At 39.9% G+C, this 22,820-nt stretch carries 25 protein-coding genes; 10 read left to right on the top strand and 15 right to left on the bottom strand.

Annotated features, from left to right (window positions below):
* Positions 1–157: 157 nt before the first annotated feature.
* Entirely contained in the window at positions 158–1,372 is a 1,215-nt protein-coding gene (locus HGJ91_RS00960; protein ID WP_291345808.1) for an ABC transporter substrate-binding protein, read from the top strand.
* A 56-nt stretch (positions 1,373–1,428) separates the two neighbouring features.
* Here the strand turns inward: HGJ91_RS00960 and HGJ91_RS00955 are convergent, their stop codons facing one another.
* The 6 genes from HGJ91_RS00955 to HGJ91_RS00930 form a co-directional block, all read right to left on the bottom strand.
* On the bottom strand, positions 1,429–2,397 hold the full coding sequence (locus tag HGJ91_RS00955) for a branched-chain amino acid ABC transporter permease (RefSeq protein WP_291345807.1): 969 nt from the start codon (positions 2,395–2,397) through the stop codon (positions 1,429–1,431).
* The gene (locus HGJ91_RS00950; protein WP_291345806.1) at positions 2,397–3,311 is read right to left on the bottom strand and encodes a branched-chain amino acid ABC transporter permease; all 915 of its coding nucleotides are present in this window, start codon (positions 3,309–3,311) and stop codon (positions 2,397–2,399) included. Before HGJ91_RS00950 ends, HGJ91_RS00955 begins: the two co-directional genes overlap by 1 nt.
* A gap of 2 nt (positions 3,312–3,313) precedes the next feature.
* The gene (locus tag HGJ91_RS00945) at positions 3,314–4,018 is read right to left on the bottom strand and encodes an ABC transporter ATP-binding protein (RefSeq protein WP_291345805.1); all 705 of its coding nucleotides are present in this window, start codon (positions 4,016–4,018) and stop codon (positions 3,314–3,316) included.
* Positions 4,015–4,776 (bottom strand): ABC transporter ATP-binding protein, encoded by a 762-nt coding sequence (locus HGJ91_RS00940; protein WP_291345804.1) that lies wholly within the window; start codon positions 4,774–4,776, stop codon positions 4,015–4,017. The genes HGJ91_RS00945 and HGJ91_RS00940 overlap by 4 nt, the downstream gene beginning before the upstream one ends.
* 12 nt (positions 4,777–4,788) lie before the next feature.
* On the bottom strand, positions 4,789–5,916 hold the full coding sequence (locus HGJ91_RS00935; RefSeq protein WP_291345803.1) for a branched-chain amino acid ABC transporter substrate-binding protein: 1,128 nt from the start codon (positions 5,914–5,916) through the stop codon (positions 4,789–4,791).
* Positions 5,917–6,323: 407 nt separating this feature from the next.
* Complete coding sequence (locus HGJ91_RS00930) at positions 6,324–6,959, bottom strand: carboxypeptidase-like regulatory domain-containing protein (RefSeq protein WP_291345802.1); 636 nt, start codon at positions 6,957–6,959, stop codon at positions 6,324–6,326.
* Positions 6,960–7,361: 402 nt separating this feature from the next.
* Here HGJ91_RS00930 and HGJ91_RS00925 point away from each other — a divergent pair, with 402 nt between their 5' ends.
* The gene (locus HGJ91_RS00925) at positions 7,362–7,907 is read left to right on the top strand and encodes a hypothetical protein (RefSeq protein WP_291345801.1); all 546 of its coding nucleotides are present in this window, start codon (positions 7,362–7,364) and stop codon (positions 7,905–7,907) included.
* A 3-nt stretch (positions 7,908–7,910) separates the two neighbouring features.
* On the opposite strand, the gene HGJ91_RS00920 is transcribed toward HGJ91_RS00925, so the two are convergent.
* Together HGJ91_RS00920 and galE are read right to left on the bottom strand one after the other, a co-directional pair.
* Entirely contained in the window at positions 7,911–8,690 is a 780-nt protein-coding gene (locus HGJ91_RS00920; protein WP_291345800.1) for a RimK family alpha-L-glutamate ligase, read from the bottom strand.
* A gap of 18 nt (positions 8,691–8,708) precedes the next feature.
* Positions 8,709–9,728, bottom strand: coding sequence for a UDP-glucose 4-epimerase GalE (galE, locus tag HGJ91_RS00915; RefSeq protein ID WP_291345799.1), 1,020 nt, complete (start codon positions 9,726–9,728; stop codon positions 8,709–8,711).
* A gap of 189 nt (positions 9,729–9,917) precedes the next feature.
* Between galE and HGJ91_RS16470 the strand changes: the two genes are divergently transcribed.
* Positions 9,918–10,235, top strand: coding sequence for an IscA/HesB family protein (locus HGJ91_RS16470; RefSeq protein ID WP_367142561.1), 318 nt, complete (start codon positions 9,918–9,920; stop codon positions 10,233–10,235).
* 76 nt (positions 10,236–10,311) lie between these two features.
* On the opposite strand, the gene HGJ91_RS00905 is transcribed toward HGJ91_RS16470, so the two are convergent.
* Positions 10,312–10,947: a thiamine diphosphokinase gene (locus HGJ91_RS00905; protein WP_291345797.1), complete on the bottom strand. Its 636-nt coding sequence runs from the start codon at positions 10,945–10,947 to the stop codon at positions 10,312–10,314.
* Positions 10,948–11,040: 93 nt separating this feature from the next.
* On the opposite strand from HGJ91_RS00905, the gene lptF reads away from it, so the two are divergent.
* From lptF to HGJ91_RS00890, 3 genes are read left to right on the top strand one after another with little or no spacing between them, the layout of a single operon-like run.
* On the top strand, positions 11,041–12,222 hold the full coding sequence (lptF, locus tag HGJ91_RS00900; RefSeq protein WP_291345796.1) for an LPS export ABC transporter permease LptF: 1,182 nt from the start codon (positions 11,041–11,043) through the stop codon (positions 12,220–12,222).
* 3 nt (positions 12,223–12,225) lie between these two features.
* On the top strand, positions 12,226–13,302 hold the full coding sequence (gene lptG / locus HGJ91_RS00895) for an LPS export ABC transporter permease LptG (RefSeq protein WP_291345795.1): 1,077 nt from the start codon (positions 12,226–12,228) through the stop codon (positions 13,300–13,302).
* A 9-nt stretch (positions 13,303–13,311) separates the two neighbouring features.
* Positions 13,312–14,283 (top strand): glycosyltransferase family 9 protein, encoded by a 972-nt coding sequence (locus HGJ91_RS00890; RefSeq protein WP_291345794.1) that lies wholly within the window; start codon positions 13,312–13,314, stop codon positions 14,281–14,283.
* On the opposite strand, the gene HGJ91_RS00885 is transcribed toward HGJ91_RS00890, so the two are convergent.
* The 3 genes from HGJ91_RS00885 to HGJ91_RS00875 form a co-directional block, all read right to left on the bottom strand.
* Positions 14,243–14,965, bottom strand: a complete 723-nt coding sequence (locus HGJ91_RS00885) for a lipopolysaccharide kinase InaA family protein (RefSeq protein ID WP_291345793.1) — start codon at positions 14,963–14,965, stop codon at positions 14,243–14,245. The two genes, HGJ91_RS00890 and HGJ91_RS00885, sit on opposite strands and share 41 nt — an antisense overlap.
* A 78-nt stretch (positions 14,966–15,043) precedes the next feature.
* Positions 15,044–15,958 carry a hypothetical protein gene (locus tag HGJ91_RS00880; protein WP_291345792.1) on the bottom strand — a complete coding sequence of 305 codons (915 nt, stop codon included), beginning with the start codon at positions 15,956–15,958 and terminating at the stop codon, positions 15,044–15,046.
* Complete coding sequence (locus HGJ91_RS00875) at positions 15,952–16,950, bottom strand: O-antigen ligase (RefSeq protein WP_291345791.1); 999 nt, start codon at positions 16,948–16,950, stop codon at positions 15,952–15,954. Before HGJ91_RS00875 ends, HGJ91_RS00880 begins: the two co-directional genes overlap by 7 nt.
* Before the next feature lie 37 nt (positions 16,951–16,987).
* Between HGJ91_RS00875 and HGJ91_RS00870 the strand changes: the two genes are divergently transcribed.
* The 4 genes from HGJ91_RS00870 (at position 16,988) to HGJ91_RS00855 (ending at position 20,588) form a co-directional block, all read left to right on the top strand.
* A complete protein-coding gene (locus HGJ91_RS00870; protein ID WP_291345790.1) occupies positions 16,988–17,290 on the top strand; it encodes a hypothetical protein in 303 nt (100 codons plus the stop codon).
* 286 nt (positions 17,291–17,576) lie between these two features.
* The gene (locus HGJ91_RS00865; RefSeq protein ID WP_291345789.1) at positions 17,577–18,539 is read left to right on the top strand and encodes a CDP-glycerol glycerophosphotransferase family protein; all 963 of its coding nucleotides are present in this window, start codon (positions 17,577–17,579) and stop codon (positions 18,537–18,539) included.
* Between the two features lie 7 nt (positions 18,540–18,546).
* Positions 18,547–19,398: a glycosyltransferase family 2 protein gene (locus tag HGJ91_RS00860; RefSeq protein ID WP_291345788.1), complete on the top strand. Its 852-nt coding sequence runs from the start codon at positions 18,547–18,549 to the stop codon at positions 19,396–19,398.
* A gap of 125 nt (positions 19,399–19,523) precedes the next feature.
* Positions 19,524–20,588, top strand: coding sequence for a CDP-glycerol glycerophosphotransferase family protein (locus HGJ91_RS00855; RefSeq protein WP_291345787.1), 1,065 nt, complete (start codon positions 19,524–19,526; stop codon positions 20,586–20,588).
* On the opposite strand, the gene HGJ91_RS00850 is transcribed toward HGJ91_RS00855, so the two are convergent.
* Genes HGJ91_RS00850 through HGJ91_RS00840 form a run of 3 tightly spaced genes read right to left on the bottom strand, consistent with a single transcriptional unit; the run spans position 20,583 to position 22,700 of the window.
* On the bottom strand, positions 20,583–21,308 hold the full coding sequence (locus tag HGJ91_RS00850; protein ID WP_291345786.1) for a glycosyltransferase family 2 protein: 726 nt from the start codon (positions 21,306–21,308) through the stop codon (positions 20,583–20,585). The two genes, HGJ91_RS00855 and HGJ91_RS00850, sit on opposite strands and share 6 nt — an antisense overlap.
* Entirely contained in the window at positions 21,308–22,078 is a 771-nt protein-coding gene (locus HGJ91_RS00845; RefSeq protein WP_291345785.1) for a glycosyltransferase family 2 protein, read from the bottom strand. Before HGJ91_RS00845 ends, HGJ91_RS00850 begins: the two co-directional genes overlap by 1 nt.
* The gene (locus HGJ91_RS00840) at positions 22,065–22,700 is read right to left on the bottom strand and encodes an HAD family phosphatase (RefSeq protein ID WP_291345784.1); all 636 of its coding nucleotides are present in this window, start codon (positions 22,698–22,700) and stop codon (positions 22,065–22,067) included. Before HGJ91_RS00840 ends, HGJ91_RS00845 begins: the two co-directional genes overlap by 14 nt.
* Positions 22,701–22,820: the final 120 nt, after the last annotated feature.

The raw sequence follows: 22,820 nt of genomic DNA, 5'->3' as shown, positions 1-22,820 counted from the left end.
ATGTAACATATAGGAGTTGTGCGAAATTTGATCTATTCATAAGCTCTCCAAGAAAGTTTCACCACTTTTTTCCTATCGCATCTGCATAAAACCGGAGGATAGCGTTTATCCTCCATTAAAATTTTTAGAAATGGTTAATACCAGAAAGGAGACCATTATGAAAAAATCCATGATTTATGTAAGTATTTTTCTTTTCTTTCTGATCTTGATTCCCGGTGCTATTGCCGCGGAGATTAAGGTTGGAACCCTTCTTTCCCACACAGGACCGTTAAAAGAATTCGGACCTAATATTCAGAATGGAGTGATTCTCGGGGCAAAACAGATGAGAGCTGTCGGCTTTGATATCGAGCTCATTCATGAAGACAGTGAAACTTCTGCTATCCCGGCCACCAATGCTGCAAAAAAACTGGTGGAATTAGACAGGGTCGTGGCAATTGTCGGGGCATTGGCCAGTGGGGTTACCGTTCCTGTTGCCGAGTCGGTGACAAGTCCCAACAATGTGATCATGATTTCACCTGCGTCCACATCTCCTTTACTCACTGTTTTACCCAGTGACAAGAACAAGGACTTCTTGTTTCGAACATGTCCATCCGATGCCTTGCAAGGAGTTGTTGCCGGCAAACTTGCTGCCAGTTACAATAAAACCGCAGCAGTTCTTTATGTAAACAACCCCTATGGACAGGGGCTTGCAGAGCTGTTTAAACAATCCTTTGAAGCCATGAAAGGTAAGGTTCTAGTAATGGTTCCCCATGATGAGAAAGCAGCCGAATCCTATACAGCGGAACTGAGAAAAGCCTTGGCAGGAAACCCTGACAGGCTTTTAGCCTTTAGTTACCCCCAACATGCCCAAGTCTATCTTAAAGAGGCCATTGAATTTTTCAAATACAGAAGATTCCTATTTTGCGATGGAACAAAATCACAGGATATTGTAAAAGCCCTGGGTGCTAAGAATGTTGAGGGTCAGATGGGGACAGCTCCGGGTAGTTCAGGCGGCAAATCCTATGAGATGTTTAATACCCAGTATAAGAAAGAGTTTGGCAAACTTCCGCCTTTGCCGTTTATCACAAACGGATACGATGCAATGGCCACCATTGGGCTTGCAGCTTACAAGGCAAAGATTAAAGGGCTGGCCTTAACATCGGAAAATATCCGGGACAATTTGCGTTCTGTGGCCGGTCCGCCGGGAACTATAATAAATCCGGGTGAATTTAAAAAGGCGTTTGATTTGTTAAAACAGGGTAAAGATATTAATTATGAAGGTGCGGCAGGATCAGTGGATTATGACAAAAACGGAGATGTTGTAACCCCTATTGAGATTTGGAAATATGAAAACGGAAAAATCGTAACTGTCAGGACAGAAGAGGTTAAATAGAAAAGCAGATCCCGCAGGTTAAAAATCCAAAGGGGGCTGTTTAAAGCCCTCTTTGGTTATTCTATCAGCTTGGAGACTTTTTTCTCTTCCCCCAAAATTCCCTGGGGCCTGTAAATCAGTATGAACTCCAGTAAAATACCGATTAAAAGAAACCGGATATAAGGAGCTCTTGCTTTGAGGGTATAGGGAAGCAGGTCAGTCATGAATTTAGTCCCTATCCACATTCCCCAGATCAAAAAAGCTCCGAGAATAGCCCCTTTATTGTTTCCACTTCCACCTGCCATCAGCATGACCCAGATGATAAACGTTCCATACAACGGGGTGAATACATCGGGCGAAATGGCCTTTGTATAATGGGCATATAAGGCCCCGCCAACTCCCATAATCATGGCTCCGAAAACAAGGGCCTGGATTTTAAACCTTAAAACATTCTTTCCGCTCATGGCAGCAGAGATCTCATCTTCCCTGATAGATCTTAATACCCTTCCCCAGGGAGAGCGGATGGCCTGTTCAATTAAAAGATAAATCAGGATCAATATAACAATGACAATAACCAGATAAATGTAGTTGTAATTTTTAGGATCAACCAGACCCGCCAAAGGCTGGGGAAGCCCCATCAACCCTCTGGGCCCGTTTGCCAGCCATTGTTCATTGTTGAAGATCAGCCTGAATGTCTCGGCGATCCCCAGGGTGGCAATGGCCAGGTAGTCATCCCCAAGCCTTAGTGTGGCAAACCCGATAAAAAAGGCAACAATCCCGCAAATGCTTGCTGCGCCAATTAATCCGAAAACAAAGGGCAGGTTCAGCCCGAACAATTGATGAACATAATGGGCATAGGTGCCGGTGGGCATGGGTGATGTGATCATTGCCGATGTATAGGCTCCAATGCAGAAAAATCCTGCGATGCCAATGTTAAACAACCCGGTATATCCCCATTGGATATTAAGACCCAGGCAGAATACCGCATATATTCCTGCCATGATGGCCAAAGAAACCAGATATGCTAAAATGCCTGCGAATTCCATTATTCTTTACCTCCGCTAAATAGTCCTTTGGGGCGAAACAGTAGGATCAGGATCATGATAACAAATGCCACTGCAGGTTTGTATGTGGGCATGATAAACGCGGTTGAAACCTGTTGGGATATACCGATGATCAACCCGCCGATAAGCGCCCCGTACATGTTTCCAATGGTGCCCAGAATGGTGGCGGCAAACAAAGGAATCAGAAAATTCCAGCCCATTGCCGGGTGAAGCTGAACATCAATGCCGTAAAGGATACCGCCGGCAGCTGCCAATGCCCCGCCAATACACCAGGTCCAGATAATAATTTTTTCCGTATCAATGCCGGATACCTTGGCAAGCTCCATATTATCCGCTGTGGCCCTCATTGCCTTTCCCATTTTTGTCATTTTTAAAAAAAGATGGAGGCCTGTGATCAGCAAAAAGACAATAAAAAGAATCAGGATCTGATCCGGCCGGATCTTTATCCCCAAGGGAAATTCAATGGCCGGACGCAGAACGCCGGGTCTGTAGAAGAAAAAATCCGAACCCCAGAGAATGAGAATAATCATCCGGATGATAAATGATGCACCCAAAGAAGACATGGCCATGATGACCGCATTGCTGTTTTTATTTCTAAGTTTTTGATAAAGAATTTGGTCCAGTCCAATGGCCACGCCGCCGACAATCAGCATGGAAACAGGAAAGGCAATGACCATTTCCCAGCCAAATGAAAACGGCCCGAAAGTGGTGTGTGGCAGTCCTGTCCAAGGCAAGGCCACGGACGTTATGAACAGAGCAATATATGCCCCTGCCGACATTAAATCCCCATGCGCAAAATTTGCAAAACGGATGATGCCGTACACCAGTGTCAGACCGATGGCGCCCAGGGAAATAATACTGCCCAGGACAATCCCGTAAACTATCAATTCCGCCATACTTATCCTCCCAGGTAGAGGCGACCGACCTCTTCACTGGTCAAAAGGGCTTCTCCAGTGTCATCCAGGACATTTTTGCCCATGGCCAGAACATATCCATGATCTGCCATTTTCAATGCCTCCCGGGCATTTTGTTCCACAATGATCATTGCCACACCTGATGCATTGATCTCTATAATTTTTTCAAATATCATGGACACAAGACGGGGTGCCAGCCCGGCAGAAGGTTCGTCCAGCAGCAGGAGGCCTGGATCCAGCATCAAGGCTCTTCCCATGGCAACCATCTGTCTTTGCCCGCCGGAAAGCTGGCTTGCCTTTTGATTGGATTTGTCTTTCAGAACAGGAAAAAGAGTGTAGATATCCTCAATCCTTCCGCTATAATCATCATTTCGGATAAATGCTCCCATTTCAAGGTTTTCCCGGATAGTGAGGGACGGAAACACATTGTCCACCTGGGGAACATAGGAGATTCCTTTTTGCACAATTTTGTCAGGCTTAAGCCCTGTGATGTCCTCACCCTTGAGTTCTACTTTTCCGTGCCGTGGCTTTAAAATCCCGAATATGGTTTTTAAAAGGGTTGACTTTCCCGCTCCGTTGGGTCCGATAATGGAAACAATCTGGCCTTGCTCCACTTTGATATTGACATTATAAAGTATATCAACCTTGGTATACCCCGATATAATATCTTTGGCTGTTAAAATTGTCATCTATATTGCCCGCCCAGATATGCTTCTAAAACCCGTTTATCTTTTTTGACTTCTTCAGGCGTTCCCTGGGTCAATTTTGTACCTTCACTCATGACAATGACAGGGTTGCAAAGATTCATTACCAGATCCATGTCATGTTCTATTAATAAAAAAGTTAAATTTTTTTCATCCCGCAAACGCCTTATGTTGCCCATCAGTTTTTTCATCAATGTTGGGTTTACCCCTGCACCGGGTTCATCCAATAGGACGATTTCAGGATTAGCCATCATACTCCTGGCAAGCTCCAGCAACTTTTTCTGTCCCCCTGAAAGGGAACCTGCATACTCGTCTTTTAAGTCCAGTAATTCAACAAAATCAAGAACTTCAAGAGCTTTTTCCATAATACCCTTTTCCTGGTGTCTTACTTTTGCAGGCCGAAACCAGGTGTTCCAAATCTTTTCCCCGTATTGTTCACCCGGCATGAGCATCAGATTTTCCAGGACTGTCATTTGTGAAAACTCACGGGTTATCTGAAAAGTCCTGTAGATCTTATTTGAGAATATCCTATGGGGCGGCAGTCCATCAATTCTGTCCCCGTTGAACCGGATGGTCCCTTTTTCAGGTTTGTAAAATCCTGTGATCAAATTAAAAAGAGTGGTCTTCCCGGCCCCGTTGGGACCGATAAGCCCTGTTATTGAACCTTTTTCAACGTTCAGGGAACAATTACTTATAGCCTTGAGCCCACCAAAACTTTTATTAAGTTCTTTTATTTCAAGCATATCGTTCAAACTTTATTTAAGTTCTACAAAAACACCATTTTGCACCTGGAAAATTGAAAAGCCAGTACCGGTAGCATCTCCGCGCTCATCAAAACCAATCTTGCCGATGGGGGTTTCCACGAATTCTGATTTAAGTACTTTGGATATTTTGTCGTAATCCAGTGATCCTGCCGTTTCAATGGCATTGGCAAGTGCCACTACTGCTGCATAGGCATTCATGAAAAATGCCCCGGGTTCCTCATCATATTTTGCCCTGTATGCTCTTGTTACATCAACTGCCATTTTTATTGCTGACGTATCCTTGGGCGCAGTGGCATAGACACCTTCAGCATTTTTACCAGAGGATACAATAAAGGATTCATCCTTTATTCCGTCCCCTGAAAGAAAAATTGCCTCTATTTTCTTTAACCGCATCTGCCTGACGATTTTTGATGCACCAGGATGGTATCCCCCGTATATAACCGCATCTGCCCGGGCTTTTTTTATTTTTTGAACAAACTGGGTATAGTTGATGGAGCCTGTGCTGACACCTTCAAATAAGACAAGTTTTCTCTTATCTATCTTTTTCAAGATCTCTTTTGCATACTCTGCAAGCCCTTTGCCATAAACACTTTTGTCATGGATAACAGCGATTCGTTTTAATTTGAGTTGATTGATCACAAACTCAATCTGGACCAGGGCCTGGGTGTCATCAGACGCAATGGTCCTGTAAAAATTTGGGTAATCGCCACTCTGGGTAAGATCAGGATTCGTTGCCGAGGGTGAAATCGTAATGATATTGGCATTTTTATATGTATCAAGGGCGGCAAATGTCGCACCGCTGCAGATATGCCCGATGACGGCATGGACATTATGTATTAGAAGCTTTGATGCAACAATCAAAGCATTTTTAGGCAGGCATAAATCATCTTCCACAAAGAGTTCAACCTGTCTGCCCATAATTCCTCCCTTGGCATTTATGTTCTGGACAGCCAATTCCACACCTCTTAACCCGGAAATGCCATAAGAGGCGAGTTCACCGGTTTTCACAACAGCAACACCAAGTCTTACCGGTTCATCGGAAAAACCTGTAACCGGAAACGGGACCATGAAAAAAACAAAAACAATCACAATAAACAATTTTTTAATGTAAGTGTTCATCATCATTTCTCCCTTTTTGGGGTTAATTAACCGTATTATGTTTCTTATAAAAACGACGGATTTACAGGCTCATTGTCTCGTTCTTCGGGATGCTCAGGTTTTCAAATCAGGAAGATATGAATTATCGCGTGAAATAACTCTGCGTGGTTAATTAAATTTAAATATCAAATTTTATTAAAAAAGTCAATTAACAGAGCACACCCGGGTTGTAATTGCTCTTGCCGTCACAAAGGAAGGGATACCTGTCCGCAGCTGGATCTTTTCCGGTAATACCACAGAGGTCAATACCGTAGAGAACCTCCATGCTAAAGAAGTCATTGTGGGTGATGGAGAGCGTCGTAAACGTTATAATCCCGGTGATGACGGATTTTTTTCCGATACCACCGGGGGGCAGCCGTTGTTTTATTCTATTTGGCCAGGAGGGTGAAATTCAGATTCAAGGCTTCTCCCTTTGCAAGGGCCACCCATTTGGACTCGGTAAAATACCCTTCGGCCGAAATTTCAATGTGGTATTTCCCGGGTTTTAGTTCAATGCCCTGGTGAAATTTGGGTTTTATATTCATGATTCTGATTCGGGCATTTTCAGGGGGGGTGACCACATGGATCGTGGCAGGACCTGTTGCAGGTGATATCTGGGCCGGCTCGGGTTTGGGCAGGATTTCAGCCTGAGCCTTCTCTTTTGAATCAGGAACAGCAACATTGTCCGTGGCCGCCTCATCGGTTTTGGCCGGCAGGGTTCCTGACTGGCCGTTGGAGCCAGTTCCAAGTTCATAACATTCGGAGATACCGGCAAGCCCCACGGGTTCACTTCGAAGATGAAAGCCGATATAACCGATGTTTACCACCAGCTCAACATAGTAAGTCTGCCCGGGTTTGTCATTGGTAAGGGTCAGAGGAACTTTTTTATAAAGACCAAATTGCTGGGGTTCAAATACATGGACACCCGGATTAATATAATATTTCCAGAATCCTCCGCTGACCATCAGGGACAACACTTTTTTCTTGTTATGAATGATTCCAGGGGATGTCGCGTTGGTGAGCAACTTATTCGCACGATAAAAATAGACAACGGATCGGCCCGAAGGCGGTGCTTCCGGTTTTGTAAATTGCGGTCCTGAGGATACGCATCCGGTTAAAAAAAATGTGGCGGCCAGAACTGCTGTAGCTGCTGCAAAAAAGAATAATCATCTTTCAGTCATGGTGGTTCTCTCCCTAAAAATAATGGTGGATTCAATTTAATCGGGCCTGAGGTTATTATAAAAAGGAATACATAGTCAACAATTATAATGACTAAATCAATGCCGGACTTGTTGTTCAACAGGAGTTCTATGGTTGATTTATAGAAAAAATCTGCGTAATAGATCGGTAACAGATATTTTATAAACAGGAGAGCAGTAAAATGGGCGATGAAAAATCCAGGCAATTTTTATCAGGAAAATTTTAAAATGGTTGTTGAACCGATAAAAAGAGAAATACTTGCCAATTCAAAGGAGTTTAAGACGGTTTGGGGAGAAAAGGGACCGTACAAATATGCGCTTACCAGCAAAGAATTCCCTCCTGTTCTGCTGGAACCGGAAGAATGGATTTTTTCAAATGGTATAGAGGCGCTTTTAAAAGAATTGATGCAGTTTGATAAACGGAAAATGAAGATTGTCAAATCTCCCTTTAACCCTGCAAATAAAAGTATCTTACGACCTGAGACGTTAAGCCCGTGGAAGATAAATAATTTTCCCGAAGAATGGAATGCTGCTGTCTGCGATATTTTTGTTCCAAAAGGACACTTGACCAGGGTTGTGCTGGATAAAATAGAAAAGGATGAAAATAATATTGAAATAAAGCAGGTTGAAGCGGCTTTTTTTCAATGTCTTGAAACCCGGATTGAGCAGCTTGGATATCTGTTTTTTAAACCCGGGGGATCATCAAAATATGCGGCCATCAAAACATACCTTGCTGAATGGGAAGAAGATGAACAGGATGCAGGGCTGCTATAACGCTTAGACCTTTCCTTCCACGATCAGATTTGCCATCATTTTTTTATAATGGATGCCGGCTTTCTGGAATCCTTTTGTTCCGTATTTCATATTGCCTTCCAGGACATAGAATTGATTGTTGTGTTCAATGATATCGATCCCCACATCATCCCATCCACACTTTAAAGCGGTTGTGAGTGCAAGATCAAGGGCTTTTTGCGGCAGGGGGTTAAAGCTGATGGCTCCGCCCTGGGAAAGATTGGTTTTAAAATTGTCCGGGGCTGCAATCCGCCAATAGGCAAGCCTGATTTTTTTTCCGATAATGATAATCCGCATATCCCGGTCTATGGGAAGATATTCCTGGATATAGGCAGGGCCTTTGTTTTTTAAAGAACGTAAAAGATCTTCGTTGTTTTGAATCAGGTACACATCATTGCCTTTAGATGATCCTCTGGCTTTTTTGGCAATAAACGGGAAAGCAAAATGTTTAAGGATCGTCTGCTTTTGTTTTTTTCCATAAAAAATTTTTGTTTCTGGATGGGGAATATCAAGCATGTTAAAAATCGCTGTTTGTTTTATTTTGTCTTGGGCAAATTTATAGGTATGAAAACTGGGGAATGTTTTTTTCCCCATGGTATTGAACAGGTCTGCATAAAAGGCGGTAGGGTAATAGATTTTTTTTGCGTTCAGGATCAGTTTCTGCTCCCGGGCGGAATAATCCTGAAAATTGGGCTTGAACCCAAGGGTTTGAATCGACGGGTATTGTTTTAACCTTGCTCCTATGGCAACAGGTCTGCTGTTCAAGTTTGCGTCCTTATTTTTTCATTGAGTTTTCTGGTATCCGGTTGGGTTTTTTTTCTGCCAGTTCCATGTATCTTTGCACATGTCTATAAGTGTTTTATTTGCTTCCCAGTCAAGTTCCGCTTTCGCTTTGGCAGGATCTGCCCAGCAGGCGGCAATATCACCGGGTCTTCGTCTTGTGATTTTATAAGGGATTTTTTTATTGCTTGCCGCTTCAAATCCTTTAATCATTTCAAGGACTGAATAGCCAAGACCTGTTCCAAGATTATAAATCATCACACCAGGATTGGTAAAAAGTTTTGGCAGGGTTTTAATGTGGCCCAGTGCCAGATCAACCACATGAATAAAGTCTCTGACACCGGTTCCGTCCGGGGTATCATAGTCATTCCCAAATATACTGACCTGGGATAAAGCCCCTACGGCTACCTGGGAAATATACGGTACAAGATTATTAGGGATACCAAACGGGTCTTCTCCGATCTTGCCGCTTTCGTGAGCACCAACAGGGTTGAAATATCTTAACAGGGCAATGTTCCAGTTTTTGTCAGAACGATAAAGATCCTGCAGTATCTCTTCTATCATCAGCTTTGTCCGGCCATAGGGATTGGTGGCCGATAAGGGGAAGCCTTCTTTTATGGGAAGGGATGCAGGATTTCCGTACACGGTTGCAGAAGAAGAAAAGACAATGTTTTTTGTATTGAAATCATTCATGACTTCAAGTAGATTCAATGTGCCTGTAATATTATTATGAAAGTATTTTAATGGGATCATCACAGATTCTCCCACAGCCTTTAACCCTGCAAAATGAATGACCGCGTCTATTTTATGGTCAGAAAAAACAGCAGTGATCTCTTTTTTATCCAGGAGGTCCGCTTTATAAAATGAAAGGGATTTACTGGTAATATTTTTGACTCGCTTTAGAGATTCTTCAGAACTATTGGAAAGATTATCTATGACAACCACATCATAATTTTTATTTAAAAGCTCAACACAGGTGTGGCTCCCGATATATCCGGCACCACCGGTAACAAGTATTTTCATGGATAGTCCTTATACTTTTTAGTTTTCACGGGTTTTTTTTATTATTTTTAAAAATAAATTACGGTACATATTACAATTTTTGTAATCTTTTGTACAGTATATTGACATGCAGACGGTGCATGATTAGAATTAGAGCATTCAGGCAGAAGAACCCTGAAAAATAAATAAACGAATAAGGAGAGTTTTACAATGATTGAGTTAACAGATCCTGCAAAAATGCAGATCAATGACTATTTCCAGGACAGAGAACCTACCCCCATTAGGATTTTTCTCAATTCAGGCGGCTGAGGTGGTCCTTCACTTGCCATGGCTCTGGATGAGCCGAAAGATACGGATGACACATTTGATGTTAAAGGCCTGAAATTTGTTGTCGACAAAGATTTTATGGGAAAAGCCGAAAATATTAAAATAGATTTTAGCGGGATGGGATTCCATCTTGACTCCAATATTGAACTGGGACAATCCGGATGCTCCAGTTGCGGTTCCGACGGTTCCTGCGGAGATTAATAGGTTTAGTTTTTTTTAAAAGAGAAGGTGTCCAAAAATGAGTGGACGCCTTCTCTTTTAGTTTTAATCATGCAGGTCAATCTGTTGATTTTGTTACGATTAAAATACCTTTTTCAATAGAAACAGATGCAACAGCCTCCTTAAAAGAGTTGCTGACACCAAGACAAGATCCCATTTCTAAGGTTGCATTTACCAGAGGATATTCAAGTCCTCTTAGAGTGATTCCGGTTACTTTCTCTGTAATGGGAATAATGGACAAAAAGTCTTTGGGCCGGCCTTTAAGCTCTAAAAAATTTGTTACGATATGAATTTCATTGTTTTTATTTATGATTCTGGCCGGGATATTTTGCCTTGCAAGTTTTTTTAAAAGAAAAATATTGGCCAGGGTATGATCCAGCCGGGTGCCGGTGACACCCAACAATGTGATATCTGTTGCGTTGTTTTCAAGAGCCCAGGATATGCAAAGTTCAGAATCAGTATGGTTTTTTCTTGAGGGAAAGGTGAGCATTTTCACTTGTTTTTTTTTAAAAAACTGTTTGTCATCCGGATGGATTGAGTCAAAGTCGCCGATCATTACATGGGGTAAAATATTTAATATTCTTAAATGCCCGGCACCGCCATCGGCACTGATAATCAGTTGGGCAGTCTTGATCATGCGGTGAATGTCGCTGGTATATTCAAGGTCGCCACTGGCTATTATCACACATTTCATAGACAAATTATTATCATGAAAATTAAGGGATTAAAACCTAATCTTTGTATCAAATCTTGACTATTTGTCCCTTAACTTATATTTTTCCTGAAAATGAAAAGTTTTAATATTATAAACAGATATATTTTCAGGGAATTTTTACCCCCCTTTGCCATCAGCCTTTTTTTTCTGACATTTGTCTTTTTGATGACACGAATACCGGAAATTACCAATATGGTTGTGAACTATAATGCTGATATTTTATCTGTTGTTTTTATGGTCGTTTATACACTTCCAAGATTTTTGGAATTCACCGTTCCCATGTCTGTCATGATATCCATCCTTTTGACGTTTATGCGTATGTCGCAGGAAAACGAGATTCTCGCATTAAAAGGTGCTGGTGTATCTCTCTATAAATTATTGCCACCGGTGTTGATTTTTTGTTTTTCAGGTGTTTTTTTGACCATGTGCATCACCGTTTTTGGAGTATCCTGGGGTAAATTATCTATTAAAAAGAAAAGCATTGAACTTGCAAGATCAAGTATTGATGCGGCCCTTCAGGAGAGACAATTTAATTGTGAATTGGAAGATGTCATGATTTATGTCTCCCATGTGAATATGAAAACCAAAGCATTAAGAGATGTCTTTATTGAAGACAGGCGAACAAAAGGTGTCGTCAGTATTTCTGCTGCTCCTTCAGGGAAATTGATTCGGCTTGAAGATGAGCAGGTGTATGCCATAAGACTTTATAATGGGGTTATCAATCAGGTGGATGCTGATGAAAAATCTGTGAGCAGCATTCAATTTGAAAATTATGATATCAATATTGATTTGAACAGCATGAACAAAAAGAATGGGAAAATATTAAAGGACCTGGATGAGATAAGCCTGGTTGATTTGATAGGGTTAATACGGTCGGGGATTAAGGATAAAGCCCGTTTGATCGAAGCTTTAATGGAATTGCATGAAAAATTTTCAATTCCTTTTGCCTGTCTTTCCTTAGGTCTCCTTGCTTTTCCCCTGGGGGTTCAGTCAGCTTCTTTTAGACGGTCTTCAGGATTTGGTTTTGGAATTTGTTTTTTTCTTCTCTATTATTTTCTTCTGGCTATTGGATGGTCGGCAGGAGAAACAGGAAATTATCCTCCGGTTTTCGCGATGTGGCTGCCAAATGTGATCATGGGAGGTGTTGGCGTTTTTTTTCTTGTCAGGAATGCAAAGGAAAAACTGGTCATGCCTCCTGTGTTTTTCAATAAGGCTGCACTGGCCATAAAAAATCGGTTTATAAGAAAAATATAAAATATGTCATGTCTGCATAAATATTGGTTAAAGGAATTTTTTAAATTTTTTTCCATCATTCAGTTACTGATCCTGGTTCTGTTTGTATTTATTGATTATCTTTCCAGGATGGAGAGATTTTTAAATTCTGATATTTCCCTTATAGGTGCTCTGGGATATGTCGTTTTAAAAGTCCCTTTCATGTTTGTACAATTGACACCGGCAAGTATTTTACTCGCAACAATTACGGTTTTTGGATTGATGAACAGGAGCAATGAACTTCTGGCCATCAAGTCCAGTGGTATCAGTTTATATTTTCTTGTTAAGCCAGCTCTCCTTGTGGGGGTGATTTTTGCCATGCTCATGTTTTTTTTAGGGGAGACCATTATTCCGGTTACCATGACAAAATCTAATTATATAAAATATAATGTTATTAAAAAAAGACACGATATTTATTCTGCAAAAAAAGATATATGGATAAAGTCTAAAAACAAACTGGTTCACATTAATTTTTATGATCCTGCAAACCAGATCCTTGCTGGTGTCACCATAACATCCCTTGGGGAAAATTTTAGAATTGAGTCAAGAATTGATGCTAAAAAAGGATATTTTAAACAGGAAAACTGGGTGTTTGAAAATATTATAGAGCAGATCCATGCAAAGGATTCAATGGATTATGATGTAAAATCATATGATGAAAAGATTATTCCATTGACATTTAAACCGGAAGATCTTGGAGAAATTACAAAAAAATCAGAAGAAATGAGTTTTTTTGAATTAAAAAAATATGTTACCAAGGTGGAAGAAGAAGGATATGATGCCACAACCTATAAGGTGGATTTGAACGGGAAAATTGCATTTCCCTTTATCTGCATCATTATGGTTCTGACAGGTGCTGCCACAGGTATGAGATCCTTTGCAAAGGACAATATCCCGGTGGCCATAGCCATTGGTGTTGTGATTTCATTTATGTATTGGGTCATGTATGGATTCTGCCTTTCTATGGGATATGGAACTATTCTGCCGCCCGTCATCAGTGCCTGGACGGCCAATCTGTTTTTTTTGGCACTTAGTGCCTTATATTTAATTAATACAGAATAGGTTTGGTTAATGAAAATTTTGATTGTAAAACTGGGTGCTTTAGGCGATGTTATCAATACATTTCCTTTGGCAGTGAATTTAAAAGAGAAGCTCGAATGTGAAATTCACTGGCTTGTGGCACCGTTAAGTTACCTTTTGGTTGTGAACCATAGCTGCGTTGATAAAGCCATCTTGTTTGACAGGAAACATACTATAAAATCATTGCGGCATGTTTTACAACAAATCAGAATGGATGCCTATGACATAACCTTTGATCTTCAGAGAACCCTGAAGTCAGGATTCTTTGCTCTGGCTGCAAATAGCCGAAGGCGGATTGGGTTTGATAAAAAAAGGTGCAAAGAGATGTCCTGGCTTTTTCCCTTTGAGAGAATAAAGTCTTCAGATCCAGAGAAACACATGCTGGATCAGTATTTGGAGTTTTCTGCCCATTTAGATCTCAGGTGCGACCATATTCAATGGAAAATTCCAAGAACGGAGACGACAATATCCGGTATTCCAAAGAAATATCTGGTGTTGAATATCGGTGCCACCAAGTCGGCCAACCAGTGGAGTCCTTATCATTTTGCCAACTTGATTGACGCTATTGATAACGAATTGAACATCCCCTGTATTTTAACAGGTGGACCCCAAGATCGGCAGCCTGCTAAGATTATTATGTCTGAATCTGCATGTCCTGTGGTTGATCTCACCGGGAAGACAAGTGTCCCGGAGCTTGTAGAAGTCCTGGCAAATGCAGTCTGTACTATCAGCTGTGACACCGGTCCCATGCATCTTGCGAAAGCTTTGAATACAAAAGTTGTCGCCTTGTTTGGCCCGTCAAATCCAGAACGAACCGGACCCTATCACGGCGTTGTTATAAAAAAGGATGTGGATTGTTCCCCGTGTAACCAAAAACAGTGCAGGGATCCGTTTTGCATGGATGCGATTAAACCTTCAGATGTTATGGCTCAGTTGAAGCATTTATTAAATCATCACTCCTGAAAAATGAAGTTTTTAAAATTATTTTTGGAAGTTTATGTTTTAACACAGCCCGATTCCAGCGGTTGACATATTTTCGGGCAAGTGTAGTTTTCTTCATTTTAGTGATAAATGCTTTGTCAAAATCAAGCAGATAAATTTTCCCATCCCGGCCGGCCAGGACATTCCCCGGATGAAAGTCCACATGATAAATCCCCTTTGTTATCATTTTTTGAACTTGAAGGGTCACTTTATTCATTAATGTCTTGATTGAATCCGGGGCAGTTAGACTGATTTGTGCGATAGAGCCATTATTGGGAATTTTTTTTGTTATCAGCCAGCATTTATAGATAAGGTGTCCTTTTTGAAAATAGAGTATGGGTTCAGGCACATTGATACCATATCCGGCAGCTTTTAAAAGAATTTCAAATTCTGCTCTGGCACGACAGGGGCCCGTCTTGAAATATCGATCCTTTAACAGCCACTGCATCATCCCTCCCCGAAGGTATTGTTTGATTACCACAGTCCCGATTCCTTTGATTTCTTTTTTTAACACCGGAGATCTGCCATCCAAAGGAGTCACATGGTTTGAGGCGCCTACTTCCATTAAGCCGGTCAGACTTTCAATCTGTTCAGGTGCAATTGGAGTATTGGAACCTATTACCCAATCTATATATTTAATTTCTATGATATTTGAAAAGTTCATATAGTGTTTAATCCAAAACATACGGCAGGCCCGAACAATTTTTTTTTGATGATACCATCCTGCCGGCACAGGTAACAATCAGAGATAAGGATTTGATTTTTTATCCGGATGAATCTTCCATCTTTTATGCATCCAGAACCATAGTTCGGGTTTTTTTAAAATAAATTTTTGGACAACATCAGCTTGTTTCTGTGAATTAATAAGCAGTTCTTTTTCAGGATCTTCCGGATATTTTTCCCATGTAATTTCATCTCCTATTATTAGTTCAAACTCCCTGGGGCCATGTTGAACCATGTAAGCACTCAGGACTGATGCACCTGTTTCCCTGACAATATATGATGTTGATTTTACAGATGAGGCGGGACGTCCCATCCAGTTTAAAAAAACCCCCTTTGATTTTTGAATCCTTTGATCAACTGCTATCCCTACAATACCCCCATTTTTTAAAATATTGATAATGGTATCCATGACATTCTTATTCATTAGGTTCCTCATTTTTAAACGCTTTCTGGAGTCAAGAACCATCTCGTTTATCGCTTGATTTCTTATTCTTTTTCCAATAACGGAAAAATTATAATCCGAATGCCCAAGTTTTCCAATTCCCAAATCCCACATCCCGAAATGTCCCGATATAATAGCCACGCCTTTTTTTTTTGCTAACAATTTTTTCAGGGTCTTTTCATTCGTAATTCTACAATTTTTTTTCCAGAAACTGCTTTCAACATATGGCAGGCGCAGGTAATTTATAACAACATGGCCTAAATTTATTGAAGATTTTTTCAGAATGTTTTGTTTGTGTTTTTGTGTTTTTGTGTTCCCGTAAACGATATCGAGGTTAACCATGGCCACTTTTTTTCTAAAGCCTGAATAATATATGATAAGGCCCAGTAAATGTCCAAGTTTATAAGAGAATTCCCAGGATAAGGAATTTGTAACCAACAATAATTGTTTTATAAAAAATATCTGTATATCGTACATTGTTTTTTTTACCATTTATTATCAGTCTCATTTATTTTTTTTTGAACACTCAAGTTTGATAGTACAAGCGCCAACATGATAACATAAAAATTGATGTTAATATTTCTTCTGAATATAGATTCCGTCAAACCAAAATGCATAAAACCGACGATGAGTATGATACCCCCGTACAAAATATCTCTTTGGAAACCGCTCTTGCCTGCAGAGGAAATCATCAGCCACAGCGGAACAATAAATACACATAGAATGGCAAAAAGTCCTGGAATGCCACACTCTGCCATGCTATACAGATATGAACTGTGGGGTTGACTGAATCTGGCAATAATTTTGCTTATTTCTCCGTTTTCAATCATTTTTTTTACGATCGGTTGAAAGCTGCCCACACCTGCTCCCATGGCAGGATGCTGTTTAAAAATTTTCCATGCCGCTTTCCATCCTTCAATACGGCAGGCGATGCTGCCCTTGCTACGATTGTCTGCTTGATAATCACTCCATTCTTTTTTCATTGCCTGAATACGGTCTGCAATCCCTGTAGCCGGTATATGATAAGCAGAAAATATAAGAATGCATGCAGTTAGGCATAACAACAAGCGCACCCATATCCTGGTTCGGTTGCCAAGGTAGAAAAAAATAATAACTGCAAACGCTGGAAAAGCAATCCACGCACCTTTTGATCCGGACAGCAGGCAGGCAATGACACCTAGAAGAAAAGCGACAATGGGAATAACGATATAAGTATTGTTTTTTTTTAAAAAAAAGCCAAGACTTGTCAGGCTCATAAATGCCATTACAATGGCCAGGTCACCGAAAGCAATGCTGTGGTATGACCCGCTGACCCGCATTCCAGGGAATAGCCATAACTTGTTGACAAGGGCATAAATGCCTGCTACAGCTGCTCCCGAACAAACAGAGTACCAGAATACTGTCTGTCCAATTTTAATGCGTTTCAAAAGAAAAAAAATTGGAATAATAAACAGTAATCGTATTCTGCGTTCAAAATATTTCAAACTCGGGTCCTCCAGATTACCCAAGATGCCATTCAAAATGAAAGAGAGGAGGTATATTGCAAAAAAAGCGACAAACGCCCGCATAACAGCTTTTTCTTTGCTTGATATGTCAGGCCTGTGTTTTGAAGAAAAACAGAACGGAAGTCCAGCAAGGGTCAACAATAATAGAACCACACTGCTCGTATGCGGGATCAGATTGGAAAGCACTAAAAAAATAAAAATCAGTATAGAAATACCGGTACGAAAAACACTTGATTCTGTCATCCTCCTTTTCCCTTCATTTGCAAAGTTGCATATTGTTCAAGTGTTACGTAAAAACACTGCGTTAACTATTATGTAAATGTCAAAAGTATTTAATATAATATGTTAAATAATAATGCAAATTTTTTTCTGCAAATTTGTCAAGCTACACTCTTTTTTTCCCTTAATCTCCAAAGCCATAACTTCGTTTTCAGAGATAATTAACTTGACAGAAAGTATTACGACATCCTACACTATAAATAATTTCAGGCCATCTTAATAAAGAATGAAAATGCAACGGGCAAGCAAAAAACATGTCTCATAACTATCTATTTTACATAACATTTTCCTATGGGTTTGGCGTTCTTCGTCCTGTTGAAAAAGTGTTGAAGGAATCAGGACATACTGTTGCCTGGTTTGTACCTGATGGAGATGAGGCTGAACGATTTCTTTTACCAGAGGATAGACGTCTTTTGACGGTACCTGAAGTGAAAAAATACTCACCACACGCTGTCTTGACGTCTGGGAACATGATTCCTGATTTTTTTCCGGGTATTAAAGTTCAACTTTTTCATGGTATTGATTCAGGTAAGGACGGTGAAGCAGACATACGGGGTTTTTATGATCTTTATTGTACTCAATCACCAATAAAAACCGCACCGTTTATAAAGTTGAGACAAAAATATAAAACGTTTGATTACGTTGAGACGGGTTGGAGTAAATTAGATTCGCTTTTTTCCCCTCATCCAGAAACCCAAAAGTATAAAAAAAAAGAGCGGCTTATTCTTTATGCACCAACTTTTTCGAAATCGATGACCAGTACCGAAGTGCTTTATGAACAAATTAAAAGAATCGTCAGGGCTCAACCCTGGCAATGGATAGTTAAGTTTCATCCAAAAGTTACTTCAAAGGAAATTACCATGTATCGTGAGCTGGAAAGCAGTAATTTTCAAATTATTGAAATTGATGACCCTGTTCCATTGTTACAGGCAGCTGATGTTATGCTATCTGACACATCTTCAATTGTTACTGAATTTTCCCTTTTAAAAAAACCAGTGGTTACTTTCAGAAATCGCAAACCACGGGACTGGATGGTCCATTTTTCTGACCCCCAAGACCTTGAAGTGCATCTGCAACAGGCGTTTAACCCATCAACAAAGATTATGGATCAAATTAAAAAGTATTCTGAAGCCATACACCCCTACCGCGATGGACGATCCAGTCATCGTGTGGTTACAGCAATTGAAAACATGATTGTTTCGGGAACAGACCATCTTGAGCCAAAACCTTTGAACCTGATTCGCAAATTCAAAATGCGTAAGAAATTACGCTACTTTAGTTTAAAGTAAATAAAACATGAGCCAAACAAAAGATCGTTCTAAAGGGAACGCCAAAAATAAAATGGAAAAAACTTATACTCTATCTGTTATTATCATTACGAAAAATGAAGAAGATCGAATCGAAACATGTCTGAAATCTGTAGCGGGTATAGCCGATGAAATCATTGTATTTGACAGTGGCAGTACGGACAAAACCGTTGAAATCATAAAAAAATATACTGAACAGGTTTTTATCACCGACTGGCCGGGTTTCGGTCCTCAAAAACAACGAGTTCTGGAAAAAGCATCAGGCAGCTGGGTGCTTTCTATTGATGCGGATGAAGCCCTGTCACCCGAACTGATTGAAGAGATCCCCCGGGTGCTTGAGAAAAATCCCCGTGAAGTTATGTTCAGACTTCCCTGGGCCCAAATCATGTTTGGGAAACGTCTTGATTATGGACGTAGTGCTCGTTCTATACGGCGCCTGTTCAAGCGGGAAGGCGCAAGGTTTTCCAATGCCATGGTTCATGAAACTGTGATCACTGAAAAAGGAGAAACCAGCACGTTAAAAGGCCGTCTCATCCATTACTCCATCCGAGATTTTGAGCATCTGCTTCACAAAAACAGGTCGTACTCCTGGCTTGGATCCCTTCAAAATTTTAAAAAGGGAAAAACCGGTGGAGGTCTTTGGGGAGCAAGTTTCCGTTCTGTCTGGGTCTTTTTTCAGATCTATATTATCCGGCGTGGTTTTTTGGATGGTCCGGTGGGGTTTTTAATAGCGGCCATGTTCAGTCAGTACTCTTTTAATAAATATGCAGGATTGTGGACATTGAATCGTGAAAAAAGATTAAACCCGGGTATCACAGACAAAACTGATGATTTCCAATAATCCCAATCTTTTTTATTCTGAATTGGCGAATTCATTTAATGATTTATTATATGCCTTGACAAAAAGTGAAGTCCTGTCTTATTTCTTACCTTGCAATAACCGACGATTAAGGCAGAAATAAAAAAATGAAAATTATTTTTGATGTTGCTCATTTATACTATTTACCACAATACCTTTCGGTTTATAAGATTCTAAAAAAAAAAGTTGATTGTCTTTTTGTTGTCTATAGAAACAAAGATTTAATCCAGATTATAGAAAATGAAGTCAAGCGATTAAACCTGCCTCATATCTTTGTTGATTCGGAACATGAATCTTTTGAGTATTACAGGGGGTGTGACGGTAACTGGATTATATTCGGAAATTCTTTTAAATACATCTCTAAAATTCCATCACATATAAAAACAGCATTAATTAATCACGGGGCTGGCGTGAAATCTGTCGGGTATCTCCCAGGCATGAACCAGATGGATGTGCGGTTTGTTGACGGAACCCACCATTTTAAAGAACTCGCCAAGGCATTCCCAGATAAAAACCAGGTACTGGTCGGCTTTTCAAAGATGGATCCGCTTATAAACAACAGTCAGGAACCTTTGGATTTTAAAGCGATTGGTCTGGATCCGAACAAGCAAACCCTGCTCTATGCACCTACCTTTTATCCAAGCTCCATTGAGAGGTTCCCCAAAAATTTCCCCAATGATTTTAAGGATTATAATATTTTAATCAAATTTCATTTTTTTTCCTACATTAAGAAAAAATATAAAGGGCAGATTAAACGGATCAACCATTGGAAGCAGTATGACAATGTCTATGCAGCCGGAATAGATGAGTATTCGATTTTGCCATTTTTAAAGTCTGCTGATCTTTTAATCAGTGATGCCTCCTCGACCCTGTTTGAATTTGCAGCATTAAACAAACCGGTTGTCTGGTGCGATTTTATGAAATTACGCTTATTTTACAGGGGGCCTTTCCGATTCAGACATCTGAACCGAATGGACAAAAAACTTTTCCAATACCGTGATATAGCTGTGCATGTTAAAACATATAATGAGCTTAGAAGTGAAGTAGACAGGCAGATTGAGCATCCGGCTTTGTTTGAAAAGAAACGATTAAAATATACAGATCAATTACTAGGGCCTATTGACGGAAAATCCTCCATCAGGGTTGCTGAATATTTGCTGAACAATTTATAAGGTTTTTAAGTACATATTCAAGTCATCGGGTGTACCGATTCCATGCATTTGATGAAAATCAATGTTATAAATTCCAATATTCCGGCCATCCCGGATTGAATAATTATAGACAGGGCATGTATAAAATTCAGTATTAACCCGATCATTGCTAATTATCATATCAACAGCAGCGTCCACGAAGTATCTTCCCTTTGTAAACAAATAGATACCCACAGTGGCAAGATCAGATATGGCAACTTTTTCTTTTACTTCAACGACCAGGTTGTTTTTATCCAGCCTGGCAAAGGACCATTTAGGATCTTTATAGGTATCAATAAATGTCAGAATCGATCCATCAAGGTTACGGTCAAGGGCATCGTCAATATACACTTTAATCTTCATATCCACAATCTGGTCGCTATTGGCAATCAAGAGAGGATAGTCATTGTTAATAAATGATCGTGCAAAAAGAACCGTACAGGCGGTCCCTTCCGTGAGTTTGTCAATAGCAATAAATGTTGCAGGATATTTTTTTTTAATTTCGGCAACAATATCCTGGGATTGTTCCATATGTTCTTTACGGGCAATGAGTATGAAATTTACACCAGGATAATACAAATTGTCCAAAATCCTGGCTATCATGGGCTGTCCCGCCACATCGACAAAAGGTTTTGGCGTTTTATAGCCTTCTTTTACAAATCGGCTGCCCTCCCCTGCCATGGGTATTACAATATTAATCATTATTTCTCCATGTAACCAGCTGAATTCATATAGTTTGTATAATTTTTTTCATACTCATTAACCCTTTGTGGTGAGTGAAATGAATGATACTTTTCATTATCAATGGTATAAACACCAATTCTTTTTTTGCTTAGAACCATTTCATTTAAGGATGGGGCAATAAAAAAAGCTCCGTTTACATTGGCATCTTTTTTTATCATATTCATTGCGGCCTCAACAAAAAAATTTCCTTGTTTAAAATAAAAAAAACCGGCAATTGCCTGTTTGCTGAAGGGCCTTTTTTCTGCCGTCTCAATCACCAAACCATTTTCATCCAGCCTGACATAGGACCATCTTGGGTGAACCGAATTAAAAATGATAACAGCAGCATCAAGACTGTTCGCTCTATGGGTTTCCAGTATTTTATTTAAATCATCCCTGAAAATCTGGTCCCCATTTGCGATAATCAGCTCATCATCATTATTGATATGTTTGATGGAGAGTAAGGCACTGCAGGCAGCCCCTTTTGTTTCGTTACTGACTTTAATCACCTGGCAATGGTCATTGGTCAATAAGCTGAGTATGTTATCCAGATGGTATTTTCTACAATCTTCATCATTTACCACAAAGATAAACTGGTTGATGTTGTTAACAGCAGATAAATTATGAATCACATGTTCAATCATGGTTTTTTTATTAATCTCAATCAGAGATTTTGGATATGGGTATTCATGTTTATCAAAAAACATAGTTTTCCCGGCCATGGGCACCAGCACATTAACTTTCTTCATTTTCAAACCCCCTGATATGACCCATAATATTTTGATAATTTACGTCATTAACTGTATCAACTTCCATAACAAAAGCTTTGCTTGCCCGTGCTGCCTGTATTCCTTTTTCATTGTCTTCAATAATCATGCACTCTTCAGGTCTAAGATTTAACCTCTTGATTGCTGTATTATACATTTCAGGGTCAGGCTTCCCTTTTGTAACATCTTGATTTGAAATAAAAAAATCCAGGTAATCATATAGTGCTGCTTTTTTCAACATCACTTCAACAGAGTTACGGATGGCATTGGAACATACGGCAATTTTATAGTTTTGATTTTTCAGTTTTGAAAGTGCGTATTCATGATAAAATTGTGGTTTGCATTTGGTATAAACAATTTCCATGGTGTAAAGTTGTTTCATTTCATAAACAAAAGGATGCAGCTCCTTTGCCAAGCCCTTTTCCATGGTTAACATGTCTAACTTCCGTTTGGTTGGAAGACCGTCATATGTTACCAGATGATCATATCGGCTGATCTTCATGCCAAAAAGTCCGAGAGCTTTGTTTAAAGACTCATAATGCCAGTCCTTGGCTTCAATTAAGACCCCATCCATATCAAAAAGTACTGCCTTAATGCTTCCCATGGCTATCCTCCACATACTCCAAAGACTATTAATATCATATATTTCATAGGTTTATCTGAGAATATCACAAATAAAAAACTTTATATCATATTTTTTTTACTTAGCAAAAACATTTTTCAT

The sequence above is a fragment of the Desulfobacula sp. genome, assembly GCF_014237455.1.
In the GTDB taxonomy this organism is placed as follows: Bacteria; Desulfobacterota; Desulfobacteria; order Desulfobacterales; family Desulfobacteraceae; genus Desulfobacula.
This window is presented reverse-complemented; position numbering and strand designations above follow the sequence as displayed.

Bases quoted from the DNA above. Each gene is read 5' to 3' on its own strand.
- HGJ91_RS00960 (WP_291345808.1), top strand. From the start codon at position 158: ATGAAAAAATCCATGATTTATGTAAGTATTTTTCTTTTCTTTCTGATC.
- HGJ91_RS00955 (WP_291345807.1), bottom strand. From the start codon at position 2,397: ATGGAATTCGCAGGCATTTTAGCATATCTGGTTTCTTTGGCCATCATG.
- HGJ91_RS00950 (WP_291345806.1), bottom strand. From the start codon at position 3,311: ATGGCGGAATTGATAGTTTACGGGATTGTCCTGGGCAGTATTATTTCC.
- HGJ91_RS00945 (WP_291345805.1), bottom strand. From the start codon at position 4,018: ATGACAATTTTAACAGCCAAAGATATTATATCGGGGTATACCAAGGTT.
- HGJ91_RS00940 (WP_291345804.1), bottom strand. From the start codon at position 4,776: ATGCTTGAAATAAAAGAACTTAATAAAAGTTTTGGTGGGCTCAAGGCT.
- HGJ91_RS00935 (WP_291345803.1), bottom strand. From the start codon at position 5,916: ATGAACACTTACATTAAAAAATTGTTTATTGTGATTGTTTTTGTTTTT.
- HGJ91_RS00925 (WP_291345801.1), top strand. From the start codon at position 7,362: ATGGTTGTTGAACCGATAAAAAGAGAAATACTTGCCAATTCAAAGGAG.
- galE (WP_291345799.1), bottom strand. From the start codon at position 9,728: ATGAAAATACTTGTTACCGGTGGTGCCGGATATATCGGGAGCCACACC.
- HGJ91_RS00905 (WP_291345797.1), bottom strand. From the start codon at position 10,947: ATGAAATGTGTGATAATAGCCAGTGGCGACCTTGAATATACCAGCGAC.
- lptF (WP_291345796.1), top strand. From the start codon at position 11,041: ATGAAAAGTTTTAATATTATAAACAGATATATTTTCAGGGAATTTTTA.
- lptG (WP_291345795.1), top strand. From the start codon at position 12,226: ATGTCATGTCTGCATAAATATTGGTTAAAGGAATTTTTTAAATTTTTT.
- HGJ91_RS00890 (WP_291345794.1), top strand. From the start codon at position 13,312: ATGAAAATTTTGATTGTAAAACTGGGTGCTTTAGGCGATGTTATCAAT.
- HGJ91_RS00885 (WP_291345793.1), bottom strand. From the start codon at position 14,965: ATGAACTTTTCAAATATCATAGAAATTAAATATATAGATTGGGTAATA.
- HGJ91_RS00880 (WP_291345792.1), bottom strand. From the start codon at position 15,958: ATGGTAAAAAAAACAATGTACGATATACAGATATTTTTTATAAAACAA.
- HGJ91_RS00870 (WP_291345790.1), top strand. From the start codon at position 16,988: ATGAAAGAGAGGAGGTATATTGCAAAAAAAGCGACAAACGCCCGCATA.
- HGJ91_RS00860 (WP_291345788.1), top strand. From the start codon at position 18,547: ATGAGCCAAACAAAAGATCGTTCTAAAGGGAACGCCAAAAATAAAATG.
- HGJ91_RS00855 (WP_291345787.1), top strand. From the start codon at position 19,524: ATGAAAATTATTTTTGATGTTGCTCATTTATACTATTTACCACAATAC.
- HGJ91_RS00850 (WP_291345786.1), bottom strand. From the start codon at position 21,308: ATGATTAATATTGTAATACCCATGGCAGGGGAGGGCAGCCGATTTGTA.
- HGJ91_RS00845 (WP_291345785.1), bottom strand. From the start codon at position 22,078: ATGAAGAAAGTTAATGTGCTGGTGCCCATGGCCGGGAAAACTATGTTT.
- HGJ91_RS00840 (WP_291345784.1), bottom strand. From the start codon at position 22,700: ATGGGAAGCATTAAGGCAGTACTTTTTGATATGGATGGGGTCTTAATT.